Raw genomic sequence first — 23,330 nt, forward strand, 5'->3', positions numbered from 1 at the left:
TTCATTGTGACCAGGTTGTTGATGCGCTTTGCTCAGCGCACCTGGTACTTCAGCCAGCGGCAGTCGATTCCCCCATTGTTGACCGGGAATTTGCGAGAGGCTTTCATCCGCAGTGCACCAGTTACTTCAGCATTGCCGCTCAGCACCCAGGCCTCCCATCCCGAGGCCTGGTCTTTGAAGGTTCGGCCCAGGTCGCCGTAGAGAGCATCCATTTGATTTCGTTCGCCGATCCGAACGCCGTAGGGGGGATTGCAGACCACCGTGCCTTGGGCACCGGGGAAGACAAGCTCGCGGAAATCGCCGCAGCGGATGGTGATGCAGTCAGCCAAACCGGCCGCATCAACATTGCTGCGGGCCTGCGCTGCGATGTCGGGATCCTCCTCATTGCCAATGATGGGAGGGAGCTGTCGTTGATGGTGTTGGCGGCTTCTGGCGCGTTGTCTCTCCTGTTCCCAAAGCTCAGGTTGGAAATCCGCCCAGCTCTCGAAGGCAAAGCCTCTCTCCAATCCCGGGGCTTGCTGCAACGCAGCCAGGGCGGCTTCGATCAAGAGCACTCCGGATCCACAGCAGGGGTCAACGAGGGGCCGGCTTCCATCCCAGCCCGTCAGGCGGATCAGGCCCGCAGCCAGATTCTCCTTCAGGGGGGCGGTTCCCATCGCGGCTCTGTAGCCGCGTCGGTGCAGGCTGCTGCCACTGCCATCGAGGCTGAGCTGTGCCTCTCCCCGGCTCAGATGGAGGTGCAGGGAGAGATCGGGGTCGTCGAGATCGATGGAGGATCGCTCTCCCCAAAGATCCCGTTGTGCATCCACAAGGGCGTTTTTGACCTGCAGGGCCGTGAAATGGCTGTGGTTCAGACCGGGTGCCGTTCCGGTCACATCCACCCGAAAGCTCATCGACGGATGCAGCCAACGCTCCCAGTCGAGGGCTCGGCGGATTCCCTCGTAGAGGTCGTTCCGGCCTTGGCAGGGAAAGCGCGCCACCTGTCGAAGTAAGCGGAAGGGCAGCCGAGCCTGAAGGTGCAACCGGTAGAAGCAGGCCAGGTCGGCCTCGAAGCTGACGGCACGCCTGCCGGGTTTTACGGCGCGGGCCCCGAGGGCGCTGAGTTCCTCGCCGCCAACTGCTTCCAGGCCCTGGGGAAGAACGGCAACAGCAGATAGCCGGTTTGTTCGACCCAAGGGCGCTGTGCTCCTGGTCACCACTCCTGTCAGAATGACAGGGTCCGGCTTCGCTGGACTAGGTGATCCACACCAGTGTTTCGGACAGCGGTTCGATTCCGCTCAGCTCCATTCTCCCCTCAGGGGGCTGCAATGGTTTCGACGGGGCATGAGGAGGGTGACTGAAGCCTGCTCGGTAAGAGCAAACCCGTAACTGCGAACAACATCGTTCGTTTCTCCCGTCAAGCAGCCCCTGTTGCTGCCTGACCCTTTAAGGGAGATGGGGTGAAGTCAGCCTTATCACCCAATTGACTCACGGGGGCTGGAAGGCCCCCTCAACAGCTTTCAACAAGGGATCTCAGAGATTCGCTCCTCGCCAAGGTGCCCAGCACAGGCGCATTGTGGTGGCCACCATTTCAGCCTCGCCAGACGCTCTGTCATCGACCCATGCTCCCCTCAGGCTTATTCGATCGGACAGACCCTGCCGGCCCGTCGTGACGACGTTGCCCCGGCCTGAGGCCTCATAAGGAGAGGGATGGCTGGTGAGTCCTGAGCAGCAGCTGAAGTGACAGTTCAAACCCGAAACGGCGGCGTTTCACAGCTTCTTCGGTAAGTACGTGATGGGTTATGTCAGTCTTTGCAAGCTATCTGAATATGCCACCCAGTAAAAAGTGAAAGCAGATATACAAAGTAATCCCAAGTGAGAGCGTTGGAATGGTGAATCCCATGGACATCTTTCAAGCTGTCTCGACCTTGAATGGGCCGGCTCAGTAGATTCTGTGTCAACGGGCACGTAAAAATACAAGCAGCATTATTGCTTAGCTTGATTGCCGAGATTTCTGATGCTTGCTGGTGGCATTTGGCACATTTATTCCGTGCTCACCGGAGCCATGATTTCTGTATCAATGGTTGGTTGACCCATGGACTTCCCGCAAAAGGAATGCCACGAGCTGAGCAAACAGCTCTCCGTCTATCGGGCGTTCAACAATCAGAGCGCAGTAGCAGCAATCTTGCGTCAGATGGCCATCTCACACTGCCCTGTTGGAGCATCGAAGCCTCAATGAGAGACGTTGGCTCGGTCTTGAGCGCCCAGTGCATGCGCCGATGAACCTTTTGGTCTCGCGGCAACCAACGCGCGGAAGCGGAGAGGTGCCCATCTCTCCTAAATTCAGGCCACGGAAGGGATCAACATGGAACCCATCACTTGGCTCGTGATCACCTGGGCGACCTATGGCGCCCAGCGAACCACCGCTGCACTGGAGAAGATCCCCCAGGCATCGATGGAGCAATGCACAGTGAATGCCGGCTTGATCACTGAGTGGCAACCCAAGGCGAGCGTCAAGTGCATCGAGGGCATTCGCGGCTTCTGATTCAGTAACTCAGTGAATCGAGCCCCAGTCCCCCTGCTTCGAGAGAAGCCCCCTGTGAAGCGTGATTGAGGTAGTCAGGCCCTGCAGGCGAACAAAGGCATTCCTTCTGACAGAGGTGGACCAAACGGAATGGATTAAGACCTCAATCTCTTCATTTCAGCGTTGATCTCATCCTCTTTAATTGGCCTTGGGCGATGGTTGAACGAAATCGCTTGCCAGATCAATGACATCCCCCAGAAAGCGATCGACCAGATTGGCCAGAAGTCACCACCTCCAGAGAGGCCCCAAATCACCACAAGCGTGATGTTGGTGATGGCGTAAATCTTGAGCTGCTTCTCAAGCCCCCGCCGATGCTTAAGGCGTCCGAGGGCAGCCTCTCTCAGATTCTGGTCGTTCATTGCTGAGGGCACCCATTTTGTTCAGAGGTATAGCAATGGTCGACTCATCTCATATGGCTACCACCCCATTGATCCCCGAATCGCCCATGAATGTGCAGCTTGCTGTTTTGCCAAGCAATCCATAGATCGTTTGAACTCAAACCCTTTTGGTCATTGATTCGGCTGTTCTGCTCCTGTTCAGCATGTCCTGTCCTGTGAGGCTGGTCCTCCAGAGCTCCACAGAGGTGATGGATCGGAGCGGGTTGCTGCGAAGCAAAGCAGCGGTTGCTCCCTTTGACGCTGAGGATGATGGAGTGAGGTCAGTGTCGAGGGTCTCAAGCGAATCAATGGACGGCAGTTGAGATTCGCAAGGTCACTGGGGGCAGCTCAACAGCTGACCGAGATGTGGGGGCTCCACCTTGATCGGCAATTCAGGGTCGGTATAAATCGCTCGGTGCAGACAAAAAACCGCCCCACAATTGGAGCGGTCTTCTAAGCCGTAGTAATCCCCATCACCCGGCCATCTGCACCACACAATGATGCGTTGCGCAAATAGTACTCATAGACCACCTAGATGTGGTGCTCTCAACAGTCACTTAAGACTTTGGTGGTTCGGATTGCCAATGCTTCTCAGCCATCTCCAGCACTGCATGTAGCGGCTTCTGAGACTGTTTTTCGTTCCCCATCACCCGGCTTGCTCCGGGAGTGGTTTTTTTATGGCTCGACACCAGATGTGGTGTGTCTGGATTGATTGACAAATGATTGACTACCTCAAGACAGAGGAAGAGGCCTTGTTTCCTTGGGTACGGTCCCCCTACCCCTCCAATGGAGTCGCCCTTCATGGGACGAGTGGACACAGAAGTATTCGGCTCTCCTGTTGCTAGGGCAGATTTCAGAGTGTCACCGATCACGATAGACATCGAAATCCACTCAAGAACCCTGAAGCATCTCTCCTTATGGCAACCACCAGGGGAACGATCCGCGTGAAATCAGCAAGCCGAATTGTTTTCTGCCTGGCTGTGGTATTTGGAGCTTTGCCCTCAATTGTTTGGTTTCCCTGTTGCCATACGGGGGGCTGTCCATCATCCTGAAGTCACCATGGCAGCACTGGCTGCCTCTTGGAGTTGGGTCCGAATGAACAGCACCACACTCATCTCTGTTGCGCTGACATTCGGATCCCTTGTCGCGCCCATTCATGTCCACGCGCATGAAGTCGAACACAAGGATCAAATCGCTTCAGAAGTGTTGCTTCAGGCAAGTCAATCATGGAAAGGGGATAAGTATCAGTATCCCCAAGGCACACCCTTGATCACTGTAAAAACAGTTGTTTTTCAGCCAGGAGCTAAATCCAAGCCGCATTCCCACGATATGCCTGGTGCGGCATTGATCCAAGAAGGAGAGCTTCTATGCCAGGTTCCGACGACGGGTCTTTCCAAACTCTTTGTGAAAGGAGATGTTCTCCCCACTACTTTTAAAAATGATCTGCACACCTGTGAAAATAAAGGAAGTGTTGTCGCTAAGGCGTTGGTTTTTTATGCCGGTGCCGTAGGTCTTCCAACCTCGTACTACATTCAAAAATAAATTGCTTTTACCTGCAAGGCAATGAATCAAGGCCAAGTGGTCCGCGTCACATGCTCTGCGCCAAGCCTTGCCGATAGAGATGACATCTGCCGCGACGCCACCCAGGCGATGTGAGCTGCTTGTATCGACAGCGTGTTCTGGGCATTCATCTTTTCCCGCGTTGCCCTTGTCTTAGAAGGGTGGGATGATTTACGAACCCGGTGGATTCTGATTTTGACTCCTATCCATCGTTGACCTTCCACAGCTACGAGCTGAAGCGGATGCTGATTTCGATGGTTTGGTCGGCAGGGGATAGCCGTGTACCAAGAAGTCAGAAAACACAATTGGTTTTTCATTCTGTGACTCAAGAACTCCTCTAGCTTTTCTCTTTTGCATTAGTAGATGTAATTTGATGCTTGGTTGTCTGTCGTTCTCTGTCGTTGTCCGTCATTCGTTGACGTCTTTGCAGCGGTCTGTTTAGGCTTGGTTGTAATTGTAATTTTGTGCTTCTATATGCTGCTATGGTATGGCGGTTTCTATTCAAAGTTTTTGGTGCTAGAGGCACTAATAGCTTTTACGCAAGAGGTTGTTTAAAAATCAAAGTTACTCCTGCTGCCCGTTGCATTGTCCTGAATGTAGTCCATTTGATGACAGGGCTTTGTTGCTCCAGTTGTAAAGGGTATTTCTTTTTCGCTGACCATATTTTGCTCGCACTGGAAGGCAAGTCTTGTCCACTCCATACACTCCGGGCTTGAGGATGAACAGACACGGTTAATCCCTCGCCGTTCGATAAGTCGACTTTTCATGTCTTGGTGTGTCAGGCCTTTTTCTTGGGTGGTCTGTACGCAGCCGCTGATAAACAAAAGGCATGATGTGAGGATCAGGCGAGTCATGGCTTGTTTGCCCTCTTGAGGAAATTTCAACACGCTTGGTGTATAGCCATGATTGCATCAGAACTCGAGAAAAACTTGAATTGATCACCCTTCGCTGTCGGGCTGATGTCTGGATTCTTTGCGCCATTGGCAGCACGCCTTAATGAATGTGCGGGTTTGCTTGGTGTAATTTCATATTGAGGTTATTTTTTCTTGTGAGGCATCTGTAGGTTCGTCCATCATTTTTGAATGTGATTCATGTTCTTCGGTTTGGTGATTTTTAGTGACTAGAATCCCCGTCTTGACCTATGGCCCATCCGTTGGAGATGGCTGGCTGTTCAGCATCTTGTCGTGAATCCTGATCGCAAGATTTTCAATTTCAGGATCGCTGAGTCAGATCTGGTGGCCCTTCAGGTGAAGAACCACGATTGATGAGTGAGCCCTCGCGATTACAGTTAACACAGGGTCGATTCTGGTGAACAGTTCACGAAGCGCTGAGGGCTCATGGCCTGAGGTCCGGACGTCAGGAGGGTTCCTTTTCAGTCTCGTTGTCCTTGGAGTCATCCGTCACGGGATCGTCCTCCACATCAATGCAAACGGTGGTCGCAGCCAGCTGTTCGCGCGCTGCCAGAACCGGTGCAGCCTTGCCCTTGAGTTGCTCTGCAGCTTCAGCAAGAGTGAGAGTTTTGTCTTTTTTAACCTCTTTGACGGCTTCGCGGAAAATTTCCACCTGGTCGCGGTATTCCTTCACCTCCGCCTTCACCAATTGCTCCTCTGCCATGTTCAGTGAAGACAGGGCCTTGTCAAGTTTTTCACCCGCTTGTTCAGCATCGGCAACGGTGGATTCGGGTGTGAGGGCATTCACAGCAACAACAGCCGCATCCACCTCAGCCTGGGCGGCGCAAACCATTTCAATGCCATTGATCACTTTCACTTCATCCGTGGTCGCCTTCTTCTCGGCGGACTGGCAAGCAGCCAGTGCAACGCCGAGAGCCAAGGCCGCTGGGAAAGCACGCAGTGAGGACATGGGATCGTCCGATGAACTCTTGAAATGTAGTCACGATGACAGCTTCAGGCCATCATGGTTCTCAGTCCGCCTATTGTTTCTGTTGAAGTTAGTCTTTTCAATTCAACCCCTACGCGTTGAGCAGAGAGTGTGAGTTGGCGAAATATAGAGAAGGGAAATTATGATCCATGGGCAAAGCAGATCATGTCTTCATCGAGATGATCAGTATCAATCTGTTGTGATTAATTTTCATTGTTTATCTTGTAACTGTGCTTGTAGTTGTGAATTATTGTGGGTTTAAGGGGGTGCCAGTCCTAAATGGATATTGTTTTCTCAGGCGCGGTGTCGACGGATGTTGTTCGCAGTATCCTTCCAGTTACGTTATGGAGGTTGAATGAACAGAATCCCAGGTCGCTTGCTCAGCACGATGTAATATTCTGAAAACAGTGATTGTTGAAAATATCCAGAAGTATATTTTCGTTGGATGAGGATTCTCTCGTTCGTGCTAACTCGGCCTTTTATCTCTTGCCTGCGCGGGCGTCGTGTGAGCCCAGGGATGGCCAGAAAATCCATCATTCAACAGGTCTGCAGGCAGGGCGCAAACCCCTTGGTCACCGCATCAAGCACCATTCGTTCCTGTGCTATTTGCAGATTGTTGATACGGCCAGCCACAACACGACAATCTTCAATTTTCGCAGTCATTGGCATCGCATCACAAATCTGAATGCTGTCAGAAGTCCAATGGATTGATCTGTCTTGCGTGGTGTGCTGGCGATGCTGTGTGCCTTCGCGTCTTGGTCGAAGGCATTCCGCTCAGGCTTAGGCTCATTTTGCGTCTGGTGCGTCCCGTTTGCTGTTTTTTCGTCTCCTGCTCCCCGCGGCGCTGCTGGTTGGCTGGAATCCTTCTGCTGGCGCTGCATCGCCTTCCGCGCGCACGGATCTTTTGATGGATCAGCTTCAGCAGCTCGGTGTTGTGATCGATCGTCTCGACCGTTGTGGCCCTGGGGCCGAGCAAGCGGCATACAACATGGGTGTGAACCGTCTTTGCTTGTCCGAGGGGCTCAAGGATGAGCCAGGGCTTCAGTTAGACGTCCTCACCCATGAGGCCATCCATGTTGTTCAGGATTGCCTTGATGGCTTGGAGACACCTTCTTCGTCCACCATCAGTTTGATGCTGCAGAAGCACGGTGGCTTCAGCCGTGCTCAGGTTGACAGGTTTTTTGCTCATTATCTGGATTCGTCAACAGCTGAGCACGTTCTGCGCGTGACCCAGTCGCTAGGGCCGCTGCAGCGCCGACGTGAACTTGAGGCCTACGCGCTTCAGGGCCAGACCGGCATGGTCGAAACCATGTTGGCCAGGCATTGCTGAAGCAGGGGGAGGGGCCATCCCTTGGCCTGCCATGTTGTTCTAAATGCCATCGCTAATCTTTTCGCAGCCGCCGGCACATTCAGGTGAAGCAACAGTTGACTGCGATGCTTTTGCTGGCTCCGATCGTGTTGTTGCAGGCGCCACTGCTTGCACAATCGTTGTTTGATCGTCCTCCAACGCGGGTGATGATTCATAACCCTGAAGCCACCGAAGGGAAGCGAAATCGCACCACGATCACCGTCGAGGTTCCTGAGGATGCAGGCAATGCCTTGGCATCAATCGTTTTGACGCAGCTGCCCAACATTGATCAGTGGGACTGGGGCCGCTCGGAACCCCGGGTCTACATCGGTGACTACTCACTTCGCGGCAAAGGAGTCAACGGCTTGGCCTCCGCTGTTGTCTCAGATTCTGAAGGGGTCGTGAGCATCCAACTCACTCCAGCGGTTTCGCCAGGGACGACCGTGAATGTGGTGTTTCGGGGCTTTAATCCCGAGGCCGGCATCTATCAATGGTCTACAGAACTTCTGGCCGAAGGCGACCAGCCTGTTCGTTACGACGGGCCAACCTTGCGGTTGACCGTGTATGAGCAGGACCCTTTTCACTAGTTGCGAAGGTCTAGAGCATGTTGGGGTAAGCATTGAAGACACCCCAGATCACAAGTGCGGTGATCGACGCAAAGATCACCGCTGTCCATGCCGCAAGATCAGCACTGGTGCTGGACCCCTGCAGAAGCTGAAGTAGGCGGGCCATCCGGACAAATGCAAGCCCTTCGGTTCTGGCTCAGGTGACTGACAAATTCCAGCCTTGTTTGCGACTCCTCATCGGCCCAGAAGATCGAGCAGATTCAAATCGTTGCGTCTCAGCAGCGCGAATGTTGTTCCTGCGTTTCCACGACAAATCCGTAGCTGCTCATCCAGCACGGTGATGTCGAGCCAGGCCGGAGTGCTCTGCTGAACCTGTCGCATCAGGCTCAATGGATGGCGATTCGGCAGGGAAGGCCCCATCCAGCCCCCCTGTCGAAAGCGCACCTCGACCCGCTTGCTGTCGGCGATCTCCAGATCGGCCTGCACGCTGATGCCTCCAAGGGCGGAAAAGGGCCCCCGGAGCCGCAGCAGATTGCAGCCGCGCCCTTGCTCTGGATCCAGGATTTGGAGGTTCTCCAGCCCGGCGGTCTGTTTCAGCCAGGGTTGCCGGGAACTGCTCCAACGCAGCTCCCAGACCCCACGCAACAACCCTGCTGAGCTGCTGAGGTCAGTGGGATTCTCGAGTTCCACACGGTTGACCAGCCCGTGCAGTTCTGGATCGCTCGGTCTCGCCCGAAGCAGATTCACCAGTTGGTTGCGGTGATAACCCACGGGATGGTCGGCAACGCTGCAACAGTTCTAGTGGTATTCGCCGGGATGCTGAATCTTGGTGACGCTGACGCCCGAGGCACTCTGGCCGGAGAACCGCAGCAGTTCATCGCCGGACACTTTGTAGCCCAACTCCTGGGCAATCAGGGCCGCAGCGTCGGCACTCACGGCCTGCAGCACCTGTTCCTTGAGGGAAGGATCTCTGGAGATGTGAGCAAAAAAATTGCCGGAGTTGGTCCGTGCTCATGTGGCTTGGGATATCAGTCTGATTCTGGCTGGCCTGATCTTGCCCCTTGACTGTTGACTGGTGTATCGATCAGCTCCGATGAGATGACCCAACTGGCTGTGTCAGGCGCCTCCGGCAAAACCGGCTGGCGCGTTGTGGAGGAGGCGCTCCAGCGCGGTCAATCGGTCCGAGCCATCGTTAGGCCCGCCTCCGTGCTTCCCCATGCCTTGGCCCAAGCTGAGCAGGAGGGGCGCCTTGAGATACGACGGCTGGAGCTGGATTCAGCGGAAGCTTTGCTTCATGCGTTGCAGGGCTGCACGGCTTTGGTGATCGCCACAGGTGCTCGTCCTTCGATCAACTTGGCGGGACCCTTGCAGGTGGATGCCTGGGGGGTTGAGGCCCAGGTGCAGGCCTGCCGCTCTCTGGGTTTGAAGCGCGTGGTGCTGGTCAGTTCCCTCTGTGCAGGCCGGTGGCTGCACCCCCTCAACCTGTTCGGCTTGATTCTGGTCTGGAAGAGGCTGGGTGAGCGTTGCCTGGAGCGGAGTGGTTTGGATTGGACCGTGATCCGACCCGGAGGCCTCAGTGAAGACGACAGCCGGAGCCTTCTTGAGGGTGTGCTGGTGACCGACGCGGATCAACAGCAGAGCAACAGCATTCCCCGGCGCCTCGTCGCGCAGGTCTGCCTGGACGCTCTGGAGCAGCCGCGTGCTTTCGGGCGAATCCTGGAAATCACCAGTTCCCCTGCGCAGCCCCAGCAATCGCTGGGCCAGTGGTTGGATCAGCTCGGTTGATCCAGGCGTGGCGTCAGTCCCAGGACCATGTGTTGCCGGGCCGGCCTGTGGCCTTCAGGAAGCGTTCGCTGTCGGGGCGAATCAAGTCAATCGTTTGTTGCTTGAGCTCATCGCTCCAGGTGGGTGTCGCCACATCCCGCCGCCCCTTGGATCCCGCCGGATTCATCAGCGGCAGTTCGCCCCTTTCCAGTAGCCCGGAGCTATCCGGCGTAGCGCCGATGAAGCGCAGGATGCGATGCAGGCTCGTTTGGGGGTGGGCACTGAGTTCCTCGGTGGTGATGCTCAACATCGACTGCAGCGGAAACCAGCGCCTGTAGCGTTTCCATTGCTGGTGGTAGAGCGAGGCATCCACAACGCGTTGCCTCAGGCGAGGTGAGCGCAGCAGCTGATCAAAAGCCGGGCAGTCCTTGATGCGTCCATGCCAGTGGCGCCAGTGGGATTCAATCCGGCGCAGGGGGTGGCGCACCAGATAAATCAGCGGGATAGGGCCGAGGTGGTGGCGGATCAATTCCGGAGTTCTGATGTAGGAGCCATACGACGATGAATACATCGTGCTGGCTTCACCCCGCAGGGGGCGCTGCGGATCCGCTGCGAACTGATTCGCGTACCATTCCCAGCCGCGGAGATAGTTGCGGCCGAAGAATTTCGGCTCCATCGACCTGCTGATCTGGATTTCGGGATGACGTTTCAGTGCCGTAGCCAGGCTCGTCGTGGCCGACTTCGCTGCTCCGATGATGATGAAGTTGGGCAACTGAGTGCGGTAGACCTCCGCGATCCGATCATGGTGCCCCTGCAGGCTGTGATGGATCTGTCGCTGGCAACGCCAGCGTTCAAGCCAGCTGCTCCGATCAGCCCCAGAAGCCATGGGATCGGAGCCAGTTCGACAGCTTGAGCCCCTTGCTGTGGAGAGGGTTGATGGCCGGCAGCGGTGTGTTTTGGATCAGATCCTCCACAGAAACATCGTTGTAAAAAAGATGTACGTCGTCGCCGTAAATTTGCATTGTTTTATTGATTAGTGAATCGTTATTAAAGTAATTCTGCAGGCTTCCGCGATCGCTGCGTCGTACATTTTTCTGCGGCAATGACTCCATCACTTCGATTCCGCGTCGGGCCAGAATGTCGCGAAGTTCAGCCCAATGTTCATTGATTTGTTCAACGCGTCCTACGAATTTCGGCACGATCTGATTGCCAATGCAAAGTAGTTGGTTCTGGGGTAGAACATGAACGTCATAGTGCTTGAACGGCGTCTCAATCAGGACGTCGAGAAAAGTGTCAAATGACATGCCATGGGTGATTCCCATGTTCTGCATGGGCAAAGGTGGCTCCTCGATTTCAATCACTTTGTTGTTGTAAGCGGCGATCAACCGGTCGAATGGGTTGCGCACGAAGCTGAAGCTGAAATGGCTGCGCCGGTACTTGCGGGCGCGGCGCAGGGTGATCAGTTCGGTTTCCTGATTGGTTTCGTGTTGCCAGAACCTGTCCGATGTCGTTTTGGTCCCCTTGGGGGGCCTTTCGCTGAGCAGACGGCAGAGGGCTGCCTTGATCGAGGAATTCGCTGCCTTGGGAACCCGCCCGTAGAGCAGGTTGTGGCGTTTCATGCGGATGAAGTGATGCGGTTGAGCCATGGAATTAACGGCTTTTGGCGAAATTTTTTTCCAGGAATTTTCGAAACAGCTTCCATTCGCTGCGCTTGAACAGGGGGCGCGCCTGGATAGCCAGTTCAAGCCCCCGTTCGTTAAGGCCCGGATTGGTGGTTTTGCTCAGGTTGCCGTTGTCTGTGTTCGCTTTCAGCTGCTGCTTGAGCAGATCAGCCTGCTGGGGCAGCGCTTGTTTCAGCACATTCCATAACAATGTGCTCGGCTCTTCAGGGTCGCTGGCCTGTTCATAGTCGATGACCTTGATCTGAACATCGCGTTTGCTGCTCAGTTTCAAGAGAGCGTGCTGCAGTGTTCGGGGATCGGTATGGGAGAAATCGGCTGTTTGTCGGAAGGTCTCGAACTGGCCCGTTTCAGGCGTGTGCCGCCCTTCCTTGAGCAGCTGGGTGTGGCAGGAGCGGATGAAGCCCTCTTGATCTCTGCTGGCAAACAGCACAGTCCAGGTGATTGATCGATGCCCAAGGCCGTCTTCCAGCCCGATCATCAGCCGTTTGGTGCGCGATTTGGCGTAGCGATACAGGCCCGCCTTGTGTTCCTTGTTGCGTGGTGGTCGGCGTGGTGGTTCGGCCAAGCCGCTGCGCAGCGTTCCGAAAAGGGCTTCGAACGACAGAACAATGGTGTGGATGGATTCTGGATGCTCCCCCGCCAGCTCCAGCAGGGTGGCTCTTGTTTGTGATCTCAGGCGTTTGGACGTTGGGCAATCCCAGCGACCCCATTGCAGGTGTTTCCACAACTCGGAGCAACGCTTTTTGAAGGTGTTGGGCCCGAGGTAGAGCACCCCCTGCTTCAGCAGCAGCTCGCGGTTGGTCTGCAGGTTCCGCTGGATGTAGGTGCTGCCTGTTTTGTGCAGCCCGCAATGCAGAACAATGCGGTTCGGCTTGAGCTGACTCACGCGACCTGCCGTTGCGGGGTGGTGGACTCGACACAGCCTTCCAGGCGTTCGAGGGCGAGCCAGGCGCCTTCGCCGTTGTTCTTATGGCCCTGCCAGATTTCGGGGATGAAGCTTGCCTTGGGGGCGAGCTGGTCCATCAGGGCAAACAGCTGGATCCAATCGATTTCACCATCGTGGATCTGCAGGCCTTCTCCATCGACGCCCTTGGCGTCGGCCAAGTGCAGGTGTGCGGTGAACGGAAGGATGGCCTTGAGGAACCCACTGAAGGAGCCATTGAGGTGGGTGCAGGCGAGCTTGGAGTGAGACACATCCAGGCAGACGCGCATGCCGGTGTCTTCGCAGAACTGCCTGATGAAGTCGGTGTCGACGAACAGGTTGTGATAGCGCTGACCGCCGAAGTGCCAGGGGAAGGGGGGCATGGTCTGGGGAATGATCTCCACCTCGCCAGCGCTGTCGATCTGCTGCAGGCTGTCGATCAGGCGTTGCCGCAGCGGCTGCAATTCCCGTCGTTCGAGATGGTGGTGCTCGGAGAAGCCACCGACGTTGGTCACCAGCAGAACGGGATCGGGGCAGTCGAAACGACGGCGCAGGTCACGGGAGATGTCGACCACGCGCTGGAGTTCTTCAATCGAATGGCGGCGGTAGTCGTCATCATCGCTGCATAAATCGAGGGTGTGATCGCCGGCGAAGAGTTCGGGGGCATGCACCACCAGTCCGATCTGCTGCTTTCTCGGCAGCACCTGATCAAGGTTGACCTCGAGATCCTTGTAGCTGAGATGGATTTCAACAATGTCCAGATTGCTGCTAGCAGCAAAGCTCTCAATGTCGTGGTAGCGAACCGGTAGGCCAAAGCGGTGTTGGAATCGATAGGTGCGCGGGGTGGCAGCGGGGGTCTCGAGATCGGAGGGGAAGAAGAAGTCGCCGGCCGCTTTGCTCACCGGCAAGGTCTTGCCGATGAGGTCGCCCAGGCGATTGGGCTGCAGCCCCTGCCCGGGGCTCTGGATGCCCACCATGACCTCGGTGATCTCCGTGCCGGCGGGGACGTCGCATGTGGCGACCAGGCTCTTGGCCAGCACCTCCCGGTTCATCATTTCGCCCTGGCTGATGCTGCGTTCGCCGCTGCTGCCCATCGATTCCTCCACCCGGCGAATGCCTTGGATCATCTGGGTGAATTCATTGGGCAACAGGCTCACCTTGTGGTCGTTGCCCTCCATCGAGCGATCCAGGGTGATGTGTTTCTCGATCACCACCGCGCCGAGGGCGGCGGCGGCAATGGGCACTTCGATGCCACGCTCATGGCCGGAATACCCCACAGGAGCCTCGGCCAGGTCGCGCAGCCGCTCGAGGTAGCGCAGATTGACGTCCTTGAACGGGGTGGGATAGGTGGAATTGCAGTGGAGCAGCACGTAGCCGGCACCTTCGTTCTGCAGATGACGGATGCCGGAGCGGATCTCCACTTCTGAGGCCATGCCGGTGGAGCAGATCAGCGGCTTGCCGGTGGCTGCCAGGCTGGAGAGCAGGGCGTGGTTGGTGAAATCCGCTGACGCCACCTTGAAGCCTTCCATCCCCCAGCGGTTGAGCTTGTCGAGGCTGGCTTCATCCCACGGGGTGCAAAGAGGAACGAGGCCTTTGCTGGCGGCGTGGTCGAAACAACGGAACAGTTCGTCGTCACTGAGCTGAAAGCGCTCGAGCAGATCCAGGGTGTACTGGGTGCCCAGATCGGAGGCCATGTCGTTGCTGTCGCCAGCATTGCGGTACAGCCGGCTCATGTCCCGCATCTGGAACTTGGCGCAGTCCGCTCCCGCGGCGTGAGCCGCATCAATCAGTTGGAGCGCGATGTCGAGATCGCCGTTGTGGTTGTTGCCGATTTCGGCAATCAGGAAGCAGGGGGCGTCATCGCCGATGCGGCGTGAGCCGATCTGAAGCCCATCGGTGGCGCGTCGGGCCACCGCAACAATGCGGCCGTGGCTGTCCAGCAGCGGCAGCGCCGTGATTCGCGAATTCAGCAGGGCGTTCAGGTCACCAGCGCTGGTGCCTTCGGCGGCCGAGCGGCAGTTGGAATTCATCGCCGCGGTGACCGGCCGGTTCAGGTCGATCTCGCCGCAATTGGCAATCCAGCGGCGGAAGTCGCCATCAGTGAGCACGCCCTGGAGGATTCCGCTTTCCGAGACAACGAAGATCAGCCGCGACTGGTTGGCCGTGATCTTGCTGAGCGCTGAAAGAATGCTGTCTTCTGCGAAGACAACGAACTGGGTGAAATTTCGCTCAATCAGGATGCCTCTCACCGTTCTTTCAGGCCGCCTGGGTTGAGTCGCCGTTGAACCTACTTCAGATCTCTGTAGGAGATCAGGAGTGCCAACTGTCGTAGCAGCGGGTTGGGCTGGCCGACGGCCCAATGGCGGTAGGCGACACCGCGGTGGAGCGGGCGCATCGAGGTCGCCTGGCAAAGCAGTTCCCGCGCACTGCTCCAGTCGCCATTGGCAATGGCGGTTTCGGCTCCCAACCGCAGTTGGTTGAAGCTGGATTGAGCATTCCCCGGATAGCCGATGCTGCTTGAAAGGGGCTGCCGCGGTTGCTGTTTGAGTTCGATCAGGGCCTCGAGCAGGGCGGAGGGGCTGAACCGCCCTCCGTAGCCCATCCATTCCAGCCAGTGTGGATCCGGGAATGGCCCTTCGGCATCAAGGGCATCCAGGTGGGAGATGGCCTCGAGGGACCGCCACACGCCGCTGCCGGCATAAACGTGGCCTCCATAGTCCGGCTGCAGGCCCAGGTCGCTGATGGCAATCGCTCGGCAACCGAAGTCGAGGGCGTCGAAAAAAGCTGTGGAGGAAAGGGTGGCAAGCAGCCGGGCCTGTTTCAACAGCACCGGCAGGGGGCGATAGTCCAGCCGCAGATTGGCGGGAGGCACCCCCAGGGTCTGCTTCAGGGTCGTGCTGATGTGGGTGTCGACGTCATGAAAGGTGGCGTCACCGGGGGCGATGCGGGGTTTGATCAGCACCTCCCAGTTGGGAGAGCGGCTGGCCAGATCACTCAGGAGCCGTACGAGTCGGGCCCGTTCGCTGGGCGACGCGGGCATGATCACCTGCTCGGCGAACACAAGGCGCCGCGGACGTTCGGAGACCGGGGGCAAGTCTGTGCTGGGGGCGTTGCGCCGGAGACCGGTGAGCACGGTGCGTTGCTGGTCAAACGGGGTCCCGCTGATCAGTTGGGCCAGCGTCTCCTGATCGCGCGGACCGCTGAGGCAGATGAGGTCATAGCCCAGCCGCCAGCTCACCCCCTCGATGAAGTGATCCAGCACCACGCCGTTGAAACCACAGAACAGCAGGGGGCGCTGACGATCCTGTGCCAGAGCGAGCCGGATGTCATTGAGCTTGCTTCCCGTCAGGAACACGCCGATGGCATCAAAGCTCTGCAGGCGTCGATTGCGCAGGAGCTGAGCCAGGTTCTGATGGCGGAGAGTGGCCTGCCTGGACAGGCGTTGCAACAACGCCTCGGGGGTCCCATTCCGTGGAATCACATTGATGCTCCAGTGCACGGCCACTGCGCTTGGAGCACTGCAGAGGGCCTCGCAAGCCAACAGTTGGCTGTCACTGTCGGCGATCAAAAGCACGGTGAGATTGGGCCTGGTTGGGGACGTCGTCATGACTTCTCCCGTCGCGGAAGTTTGCGCAAGGCTTCGATCAGGCGGTTTGGGCCGTCGGTGATGTCAGCGCCCATGCCGTCGAGCCAGGTTTGGTTCGCCGGGGGCAGTTCGCTGATGGCGTCGAGGTGGGGGATGCTGCGCAGACGATGCATGGCCCCGCACCCGAAGAACCCCGTCGTGTTCTGTTGATCGTGGATTCCGTAGTCGCCCACGATGATGGGGATCCGGCCCCATGTCATCGCCGCCAGGCTCCAGGGTGAGCTCACCGTCAGGCAGGCGGTGCAGGATCCGATCAGTGGCAGCAGCTGTCCGGGGGTGGCTTCCAACAGGTTGTCGGCCAGGGTGTCGTCGCTGGGCATCAGCGGGGTTGTCGTGGTCCAGCTGTGGTCGCGTTGCAACATCACGGTCCAGTCCGGTCGTTGTCTTGCCCAGGTGTTGAGTTGGCGCAGCAGTTGATCGCGGGCACCGATGTGGGTGGGAATCTGCTCCTGGATCAATGCGAGCAGGAGGTGCTCTGGGGCGGGAGCGCAGGGTGCAGCCTGAGGGAACCAGAAGCCTGTGCTGATCATGGGCGGCACCGGCAGGCTGGCGGGCCAGTTAAACGTGAGCGATCGCAGCTGACGCCGTTGGTGTTCGCCGCTCACCAGCAGCAGATCACAGCCCTGGCGATGGGTGAGATCGCGGATCAGGGCATCCCCCACCAAGGGAACCAGGGCGCCACTGAAGATTGTTGCCGCAGGCCGACCGCGCATGCCGCAGAGGGCCCGATAGGCCCTGACGAACTGCTGCACCTGCTCTGCGTTCTGCAGGAACAGGCCAATGGCTGAGACTTGGTCCAACACGGGGTGTGCCGGTAGTTGTCCCAGGTCGATGGTCAGCTGCGGTGCAGCAGTGACAAGGGGTTGATGTCCGTGGAGCCATGGCCCTGCTGTGATGCAGCGCTCACCCTGTTGTTCCAGGGCATCGGCCATCAGCAGGCAGGCGGAACGCTCCAGCCCTCCGTCGCTGATCAGCAGGAGGGTCATCGTTCCCGCAGCAGTTTGGAGAGCCAGCCAAACCCCACCACGCCGTCGCGCAGGCTGCGCAGCAGGCGGCGGGTGCGGTGACGTTTGCGTTGGCTGGATCGGGCGCCTCCACTGCTCAGCATCCTCCGGCCCCCGTTGCGTAAGGCAGCCTTCTGCCAGGCACTGCTGCCCCAGCTCAGGGGACCATGGCTGGAGATCCCGAGGGGTTGAGCCGGGCTGTTCAGTCGGTCCACCAAGGCCGTGATGAAGCGATCCTCACCGTCCCGCTGCAGACCTTGCCGCTCAAGCCACTGAGCGTCATGGATGACCTCGAAGGGGTTGGCCTTGATCTGCGCGAAGCTGCTGATGGCACCGGAACTCGCGAAGAAGTGGTTGCCGAGGGTTTCGGTCACCCCCAGATCACCGACGATGCGGGTGCTGATGCCCATTGACATCGATTCCATCGCGGCCGTAGACGAGACGGTGATGGCACAACCGCAATGCCGCAGCAGTCGGGTGGCGGGCTTGAAACTGAGGCGCAGATTCGGTTGATCACGCGTCATCTTGTCGATCACGCTGGCCATTTCCCCGTGGCGCCGATGCAGGGTGCTCTCGATGCTTGATGTTCGGGGTTTGAAGATCACCTGGTGATCGGGCCAGGCCGCGGCCAGCTCTTTGAGCTGATCACAGAGAAACCGGCGCTGCAGTGGGTGCACCGGAATTGAAGGCTGTTCGAAGAAAACGATGGAAGGGTTTGGAGGGGCTTCCGTGCGGCGTTTTGTGCGCCAGAGAATCGGCAGGCCCGTGACCAAGGCGTTGCTGCTGTCAAGGCCCAGGGCCTTGCGTCCACGGCCATACAGGGCCAAGTCGTCTGCACTGTTGAGGCAGAACAGGTCGGCTCCCGAGCGATCCATCATCCCCTCGAGGCCGAAGCGAAACAGGATGCCCGGGTAAGCGCTGATCAGGCGTGGGCGTTGGTCTTGATCCGCCCAGATGTTTTTCAGTCGCAGCAGCGCGTCGCGGCTGCGCTGGCCATCCAGACCGAGGATCAGGGCGTCGACCTTCCCCGCCATGGCGCTGCAAAGTGATGGCAGATCGTTCCAGTTGTGTTTTTCGATCCTGGTCTTGGGGTCGATCCGTCGAATTTCGAGACGTTGTCGCCGGGAGAGAGACCTGTTGTTGAGCTCCAGCAGCAGCAGAGTGGTTTCGGCTCCCTCACGCCGGCAAGCGGCCAGCATGGTCATCGCCAGCTTGCCGAAGGAGTCGAAGCAGGCGACGGCAGTGACCTTCCGGCCGATGAGGCGCTTGGATTCTGCGGACGCCATCGACACCGACACTGTGCTGAGCAAAATTACTCGGCCTTAAGGGCGGCAATGCGGCGGCAGAGGGCAAGATCCTCGGGCGTGTCGATTTCTGGTCCCACCTGCTCCAGCACCACAGGATTGGTTGGTGGGCAGAAGCGGCTGCCGCAGCGCCGGAAGTCCGCGAGGTTCATGGTGTAAATCGCGCCGGTCTCCAAAAATGCCGGTTCCAGGTCCTGGCGTCGTTGGCGGGGTTTCCCAGGGTCGTGGTTGATCCCTCTCCCATCGGCCCGCCAGAGGAAGCCGTGCCAGGGGGTGACGGCGAAGCTGCTGTTGCAGTGCCCCGGCTTGAGTGCGGCCAGCACCGCATCGATCTGAGCTCCGGTCGTGAAGGGGGAGGTGCATTGCAGGAACACCAGCTTCGCTTCGAGTGGTCCCTGTTGTTCCAGTGCATCGAGGGCATGCAGCAGCGCCGATTCCGAGCTGGCCGTGTCGCCGGCGATGGCTGCGGGGCGTCGAATCACGATGGCGCCTTCGGCGGCGGCAGCGGCGGCGATGGCGTCATCGTCGGTGCTCACCACCACTCGGCCCACGCCCTTGCTGGCCTGGGCCGCATGGATGCTGCGGCAGACCAGGGGCACACCGTCCACCATTTGAAGGTTCTTGCCTGGAATGCCCTTCGATCCACCGCGAGCGGGGATTAAGGCCAATGCGCCATGGGGGACTGCCATCGGTGAGGATTCAGTGCGTCATGTCTTACCCGATGACCAGGCCTGCTGCTCTGCGGCTCGGTGTTCCGGCCCGGGGGATGCTTGCGCACCGCACACTGGCGCAGTTGCTGGCACCGGACCGTTTGGTGCCGGGCCGCCGCCGCGATGTGAACGTGCTGTTGGCCTGGGGACGGCGGCCCAGTGCGCTGCGAGTGGAGCGCCTCGCTCGTCAGTGGGATCTGCCGGTGTGGCATCTCGAGGATGGCTTGCTGCGCTCGGTGGCCAAAGGTCGAAATCATCCACCGCTTGGTCTGCTGGTGGATGAGCTTGGAGTGCATTTCGATGCAACTGTTCCCAGCCGGATGGAGCAGTTGATCGCCACGCCGATCACGATGGCTGAGGCCAACCGCGCGCGAGCCCTGCAGAGGCTCTGGTGTGAGCAGCGTCTGAGCAAGGTGAACCCTCCAGCGGAGGCGGTAGCTCCGCCGGAGCCCTTCGTGCTGGTGGTGGATCAATCCGCTGGGGATCGATCGATCGCGCTGGGCTTGGCGGATGGCAGCTGTTTTCAGCGCATGCTCCAGGCGGCCTTGGTCGAGCATCCGGAGTGCACGGTGGTTCTCAAGGTGCATCCGGATGTGATTGCCGGCCGCGCCCGGGGCCATTTCAATGATTCGGATCTGAGACACCCCCGCGTTCGCCTGAGTGCGGATGCTGGTCACCCCGCGGGGCTGCTCGAGCGGGCCCGGGCGGTGTACGTGGTCACCTCCCAGATGGGGTTTGAGGCCTTGCTCTGGGGCCGCCCCGTCCACTGCTTCGGCATGCCCTTCTACGCCGGGTGGGGGCTGACCCATGATCATTGCCAAGCACCGGTTCGGCGATGCCGGGGCGCCAGCCTTGAGGCCTTGGTGCATGCCGCCTTGGTGGGAGCCTGCCGATGCATTGATCCCCACCGGCATCAACCTTGCAGCATCGAAACCTTGATGCGTGCGATCGGTTTGCAGCGGCGCCTCCAGGGGCAACAGCCACGGCGGTGCGTGGCGTTCGGCTTCACCCCCTGGAAACAGCGCAGTCTGCGGCGCTTCCTGGCGGGCAGTCAGCTGAGATTCCGCGCCCCTTGGCGGCGGATTCCGCTGGGGGTTGATGCCGTGGTGGTCTGGGGACGGCGGGCCCGGCCGCGGCTGCTGGAAGCCGCTGCGCGTCGGAAGTTGCCGGTGTTGCAGGTGGAGGACGGCTTTCTTCGTTCCGTCGGGCTCGGGGCGGATCTGGTGGATCCGGTGTCCTGGGTGGTGGATCACCAGGGGGTTTATTACGACGCCACCCGGCCCAGCGATCTGGAAACATGCCTGGCGACGGGGCAGTGGACGCAGGCCCAACGCCAGAGGGCCGCGGCGTTGCGTCAGCGGTTGGTGAAGGAGGCGATCACCAAATACAACCTCCAGGCTGAGCCATGGGTTCGCCCTGCTGGGCAGCGACGGGTGGTGCTGGTGATCGGTCAGGTGGAGAGCGATGCGTCGATCCGCTACGGCGCCCCTGGGCTGCGCAGCAACCGAGCTTTGTTGTCAAAAGTGCGGTCGGTGGAGCCGGAGGCTTATCTCCTCTACAAACCGCATCCAGATGTGGTGGCCGGGCTCTGCCGTGCCGGTGCCGGTGAGGACGATGCCGCTGCGCTGTGCGATGAGGTGTTGCCGCAGGGGTCGATTCAGCAGCTGTTCACCCAGATCGATGCCGTGCACGTCCTCACCTCGCTGGCAGGGTTTGAGGCATTGCTGCGGGGGCTGGAGGTGCATTGCTGGGGCTTGCCCTTCTATGCCGGCTGGGGCCTCACCCAGGATCGCGAGCGTTGCTGTCGTCGACAGCGTCAGCTGTCGCTGGATGAGCTGGTTCATGCCTCCTTGATCGACTATCCCCGCTATGTCAGCCGCGACAGCGGCTGGTTCATCACGCCGGAGCAGGCCATCGATGAGCTGGTGGCCTGGCGCGCCGCGCCACCACAGCGACGCACGCTCGTGCAGGCCCTGTTCCGCCACTGGGGCAGGCTGCGGCGCCGTTGAGGCGTGCCAGGATTTCGCCCATTGATGGGCGGGACGCAGTTTGGGAAGAGGTCGGGCGCCAGCTCTGGTACAGGTGCGGATCGACGGACCAGTGCTGCTGTTGATGGGCCCAATTGGTCTGTTTTTCGCTCGTTTTTGCCGTTATCTACAGGGATGTGGCATTCCCGTCACCAAGGTGGCCTTTCCATTGCGGGAATTCGGCTTCCCGGCCGATGTATGTGTGCCGTACAGCAAGGGGATGGATTCCTGGCGTCCTTTCCTGCGACGTTTGCTGGAAGAACGGGGAATTCGCCACATCTTCATGTACGGCGACTTCATCATTCCCCACCGGATTGCCATCGAAGAAGCTCGCGACCTCGGCATTGAAGCCTGGGTGTTTGAGCTGGGGTATCTGCGCCCCAATTACGTGACCTTGGAACGGGATCGGGTGAATGCCCGCTCCAACCTCAACAAGCCAGCGGCTTTTTACCGGGGGCTGCCCGAATGTGATCAGCTGCCCCAAAACATCGTGCTGGATCCAGGCTGGCGCTGGCGCAAGGCCTGGAAAGCGCCGACCTTCATTCAGCACGCTTTCACCCGATACCCAATCATCGAAGGTGAGCACAAGCTTCAACCGTCCCCAGGTTTTCTTTGGTGCCAGGTGCGCGGCACCTGGCGTTACTGGCTCTACCGTTGGCAGGAGCGGCTGCTGAAGCAGCGGTTGCTGGAACACTTCTCCTTTTTCCTGGCGGTTCTGCAGGTTTCCAGTGATTCCCAGATTCAGATGGGGTCGCCTTACAGAGGCATGCACGACTTCATTGAAGATGTGATCAGATCCTTTGCTGGCCATGCCCATGCTTCAGACCATCTGGCCTTCAAGCACCATCCTCGGGATCGTGGTTACAACAACTACGCCGCTTTGATTCGGCTGCTGGCTCAGCAATATGGCGTCTCCGGCCGGGTTCACTATTTCCATGACGGCCCCCTCAGCCGCTACCTCAGGACCTGTCGAGGGGTGATCACGGTGAACAGCACCGTGGGGCTCCAGGCGTTGTTTCATGCCGTGCCCACCAAGACGATGGGGGACACCTTCTACAACTTGGAAGGTTTGACGGATCAGAAACCACTTGATGCATTTTGGTGTGATCCCCAGCCCAGTGATCGAGCTCTCTTCTATCGCTTCTACAACCACTTGGTGCTCACCACCCAGGTCAATGGAAATTTTGACGGTGATTTCCCCTTCAGAACCACGTTCCCGATTGGTCAAGATGCCCGTCAACTCCCATCCAACTTCAGGGTGCCCAGCTTGAAGCTCGAGGTATCCGTGAACCCCTTGCAATTGCTGGGGAGGATCGTTGTCCGTCTTTACTGGGCGATCTCTGCCCTCATCTTGGATCTTTTGCAGTCTGCACTGTTTCGGATGGGATTGATAAAAATCAACAGAAAGCTCATCAGCCTGATTCCTTTGTCCGCACTGAGAGCGCTGGGTGTTCGCGTGATTGTTGATGACAGCCAGCCCAGTGAAGAAAAAGGAAATCTCGTGATTCATGTTCACGACGACTCTCACCCTATTGATTTCCTCATCGGTCGAGCTTTGCTGGGCTTGAACTCATCGGTGGCCGCATCGGGTTGTCTGTTCTGGCAGGGTTTGTTTGATCAAGATTGCAGGCTGAAAGGATTTGAAAACAGTGAAGTTGGTGCGGAAGTGCTTTCGAGAACTGGTCAAATTGTTCTTCCGATTTCAGCTTTTTCTTCTCCACTATCTTTGCTGGCCCGGTCCACTGTGCGGGGCCAGGTTTCGATTGTGCCTTGGTTTTTTTCCTATGATAAAAGTGGCAGTATTTTTGTTAGTGGACATTGTGGAATTCTGAGAATGTTTTTTATACGTCTTGCTTCGCCGATCTTGGTGGTTCGGTGCAAGCGTGGGCGTTCATTTCTGATGGGAGGCAGCGGGGCTGTGTTGGAGCAAGAGTTGTCGGCTAAGGTTCACGACCTATACCGGTCATGGGGCCGATAGG

General features: G+C 58.3%; 22 protein-coding genes. 7 read left to right on the forward strand and 15 right to left on the reverse strand.

Translation table 11 applies throughout. From position 1 onward, the window contains the following. Nucleotides 1–32: 32 nt before the first annotated feature. Nucleotides 33–1,175, reverse strand: coding sequence for a class I SAM-dependent RNA methyltransferase (locus KR52_RS04680; protein WP_038553110.1), 1,143 nt, complete (start codon nt 1,173–1,175; stop codon nt 33–35). Between the two features lie 1,169 nt (nt 1,176–2,344). Between KR52_RS04680 and KR52_RS04685 the strand changes: the two genes are divergently transcribed. Further along, on the forward strand, nt 2,345–2,524 hold the full coding sequence (locus KR52_RS04685; protein WP_038553113.1) for a hypothetical protein: 180 nt from the start codon (nt 2,345–2,347) through the stop codon (nt 2,522–2,524). A gap of 134 nt (nt 2,525–2,658) precedes the next feature. On the opposite strand, the gene KR52_RS04690 is transcribed toward KR52_RS04685, so the two are convergent. Then, complete coding sequence (locus tag KR52_RS04690) at nt 2,659–2,922, reverse strand: 2TM domain-containing protein (RefSeq protein ID WP_038553116.1); 264 nt, start codon at nt 2,920–2,922, stop codon at nt 2,659–2,661. 981 nt (nt 2,923–3,903) lie between these two features. On the opposite strand from KR52_RS04690, the gene KR52_RS13250 reads away from it, so the two are divergent. Next, complete coding sequence (locus KR52_RS13250; protein WP_156957586.1) at nt 3,904–4,482, forward strand: cupin domain-containing protein; 579 nt, start codon at nt 3,904–3,906, stop codon at nt 4,480–4,482. 569 nt (nt 4,483–5,051) lie between these two features. On the opposite strand, the gene KR52_RS14100 is transcribed toward KR52_RS13250, so the two are convergent. Further along, nucleotides 5,052–5,354, reverse strand: coding sequence for a hypothetical protein (locus KR52_RS14100; protein WP_156957587.1), 303 nt, complete (start codon nt 5,352–5,354; stop codon nt 5,052–5,054). 502 nt (nt 5,355–5,856) lie between these two features. Continuing rightward, on the reverse strand, nt 5,857–6,360 hold the full coding sequence (locus KR52_RS04705) for a hypothetical protein (RefSeq protein WP_038553122.1): 504 nt from the start codon (nt 6,358–6,360) through the stop codon (nt 5,857–5,859). An 829-nt stretch (nt 6,361–7,189) separates the two neighbouring features. Between KR52_RS04705 and KR52_RS04710 the strand changes: the two genes are divergently transcribed. Beyond that, the gene (locus tag KR52_RS04710) at nt 7,190–7,708 is read left to right on the forward strand and encodes a hypothetical protein (protein ID WP_051834271.1); all 519 of its coding nucleotides are present in this window, start codon (nt 7,190–7,192) and stop codon (nt 7,706–7,708) included. 104 nt (nt 7,709–7,812) lie between these two features. Beyond that, nucleotides 7,813–8,313 carry a DUF2808 domain-containing protein gene (locus tag KR52_RS04715; RefSeq protein WP_051834272.1) on the forward strand — a complete coding sequence of 167 codons (501 nt, stop codon included), beginning with the start codon at nt 7,813–7,815 and terminating at the stop codon, nt 8,311–8,313. Nucleotides 8,314–8,323: 10 nt separating this feature from the next. Here KR52_RS04715 and KR52_RS15225 read toward each other — a convergent pair whose 3' ends face one another. The 3 genes from KR52_RS15225 to KR52_RS04725 all read right to left on the reverse strand — a co-directional run bounded on the left by KR52_RS15225 (nt 8,324) and on the right by KR52_RS04725 (nt 9,240). Beyond that, complete coding sequence (locus tag KR52_RS15225) at nt 8,324–8,458, reverse strand: hypothetical protein (RefSeq protein WP_256382197.1); 135 nt, start codon at nt 8,456–8,458, stop codon at nt 8,324–8,326. A 68-nt stretch (nt 8,459–8,526) separates the two neighbouring features. Further along, a complete protein-coding gene (locus KR52_RS04720) occupies nt 8,527–9,063 on the reverse strand; it encodes a PAP/fibrillin family protein (protein ID WP_038553129.1) in 537 nt (178 codons plus the stop codon). Between the two features lie 27 nt (nt 9,064–9,090). Beyond that, nucleotides 9,091–9,240 (reverse strand): hypothetical protein, encoded by a 150-nt coding sequence (locus tag KR52_RS04725; RefSeq protein ID WP_371257694.1) that lies wholly within the window; start codon nt 9,238–9,240, stop codon nt 9,091–9,093. A 150-nt stretch (nt 9,241–9,390) separates the two neighbouring features. Between KR52_RS04725 and KR52_RS04730 the strand changes: the two genes are divergently transcribed. Further along, on the forward strand, nt 9,391–10,077 hold the full coding sequence (locus tag KR52_RS04730) for an SDR family oxidoreductase (RefSeq protein WP_038556850.1): 687 nt from the start codon (nt 9,391–9,393) through the stop codon (nt 10,075–10,077). 13 nt (nt 10,078–10,090) lie between these two features. Here the strand turns inward: KR52_RS04730 and KR52_RS04735 are convergent, their stop codons facing one another. From KR52_RS04735 to KR52_RS04770, 8 genes are read right to left on the reverse strand one after another with little or no spacing between them, the layout of a single operon-like run. Continuing rightward, on the reverse strand, nt 10,091–10,942 hold the full coding sequence (locus tag KR52_RS04735) for a sulfotransferase domain-containing protein (protein WP_038553135.1): 852 nt from the start codon (nt 10,940–10,942) through the stop codon (nt 10,091–10,093). Then, nucleotides 10,926–11,801: a sulfotransferase family protein gene (locus KR52_RS04740; protein WP_253912449.1), complete on the reverse strand. Its 876-nt coding sequence runs from the start codon at nt 11,799–11,801 to the stop codon at nt 10,926–10,928. Before KR52_RS04740 ends, KR52_RS04735 begins: the two co-directional genes overlap by 17 nt. Continuing rightward, nucleotides 11,707–12,624 carry a hypothetical protein gene (locus tag KR52_RS04745; RefSeq protein WP_038553141.1) on the reverse strand — a complete coding sequence of 306 codons (918 nt, stop codon included), beginning with the start codon at nt 12,622–12,624 and terminating at the stop codon, nt 11,707–11,709. The genes KR52_RS04740 and KR52_RS04745 overlap by 95 nt, the downstream gene beginning before the upstream one ends. Next, nucleotides 12,621–14,909, reverse strand: coding sequence for an N-acetylneuraminate synthase family protein (locus KR52_RS04750; RefSeq protein WP_173402195.1), 2,289 nt, complete (start codon nt 14,907–14,909; stop codon nt 12,621–12,623). Before KR52_RS04750 ends, KR52_RS04745 begins: the two co-directional genes overlap by 4 nt. Nucleotides 14,910–14,947: 38 nt before the next feature. Further along, nucleotides 14,948–16,267: a DUF6716 putative glycosyltransferase gene (locus tag KR52_RS04755; RefSeq protein WP_038553144.1), complete on the reverse strand. Its 1,320-nt coding sequence runs from the start codon at nt 16,265–16,267 to the stop codon at nt 14,948–14,950. After that, entirely contained in the window at nt 16,264–17,292 is a 1,029-nt protein-coding gene (locus KR52_RS04760) for a DUF6716 putative glycosyltransferase (protein ID WP_038553147.1), read from the reverse strand. Before KR52_RS04760 ends, KR52_RS04755 begins: the two co-directional genes overlap by 4 nt. Then, nucleotides 17,289–18,596 (reverse strand): DUF6716 putative glycosyltransferase, encoded by a 1,308-nt coding sequence (locus KR52_RS04765; RefSeq protein WP_038553150.1) that lies wholly within the window; start codon nt 18,594–18,596, stop codon nt 17,289–17,291. The genes KR52_RS04760 and KR52_RS04765 overlap by 4 nt, the downstream gene beginning before the upstream one ends. Before the next feature lie 26 nt (nt 18,597–18,622). Beyond that, complete coding sequence (locus tag KR52_RS04770) at nt 18,623–19,303, reverse strand: cytidylyltransferase domain-containing protein (RefSeq protein ID WP_038553154.1); 681 nt, start codon at nt 19,301–19,303, stop codon at nt 18,623–18,625. 32 nt (nt 19,304–19,335) lie between these two features. Between KR52_RS04770 and KR52_RS04775 the strand changes: the two genes are divergently transcribed. Both KR52_RS04775 and KR52_RS04780 read left to right on the forward strand, forming a co-directional pair. After that, a complete protein-coding gene (locus KR52_RS04775; RefSeq protein ID WP_038553156.1) occupies nt 19,336–21,333 on the forward strand; it encodes a capsular polysaccharide biosynthesis protein in 1,998 nt (665 codons plus the stop codon). Between the two features lie 73 nt (nt 21,334–21,406). Continuing rightward, nucleotides 21,407–23,329: a capsular biosynthesis protein gene (locus tag KR52_RS04780; RefSeq protein WP_253912450.1), complete on the forward strand. Its 1,923-nt coding sequence runs from the start codon at nt 21,407–21,409 to the stop codon at nt 23,327–23,329. The last annotated feature ends 1 nt before the right edge of the window (nt 23,330 follow it).

It is taken from the genome of Synechococcus sp. KORDI-52 (assembly GCF_000737595.1).
In the GTDB taxonomy this organism is placed as follows: Bacteria; Cyanobacteriota; Cyanobacteriia; order PCC-6307; family Cyanobiaceae; genus Parasynechococcus.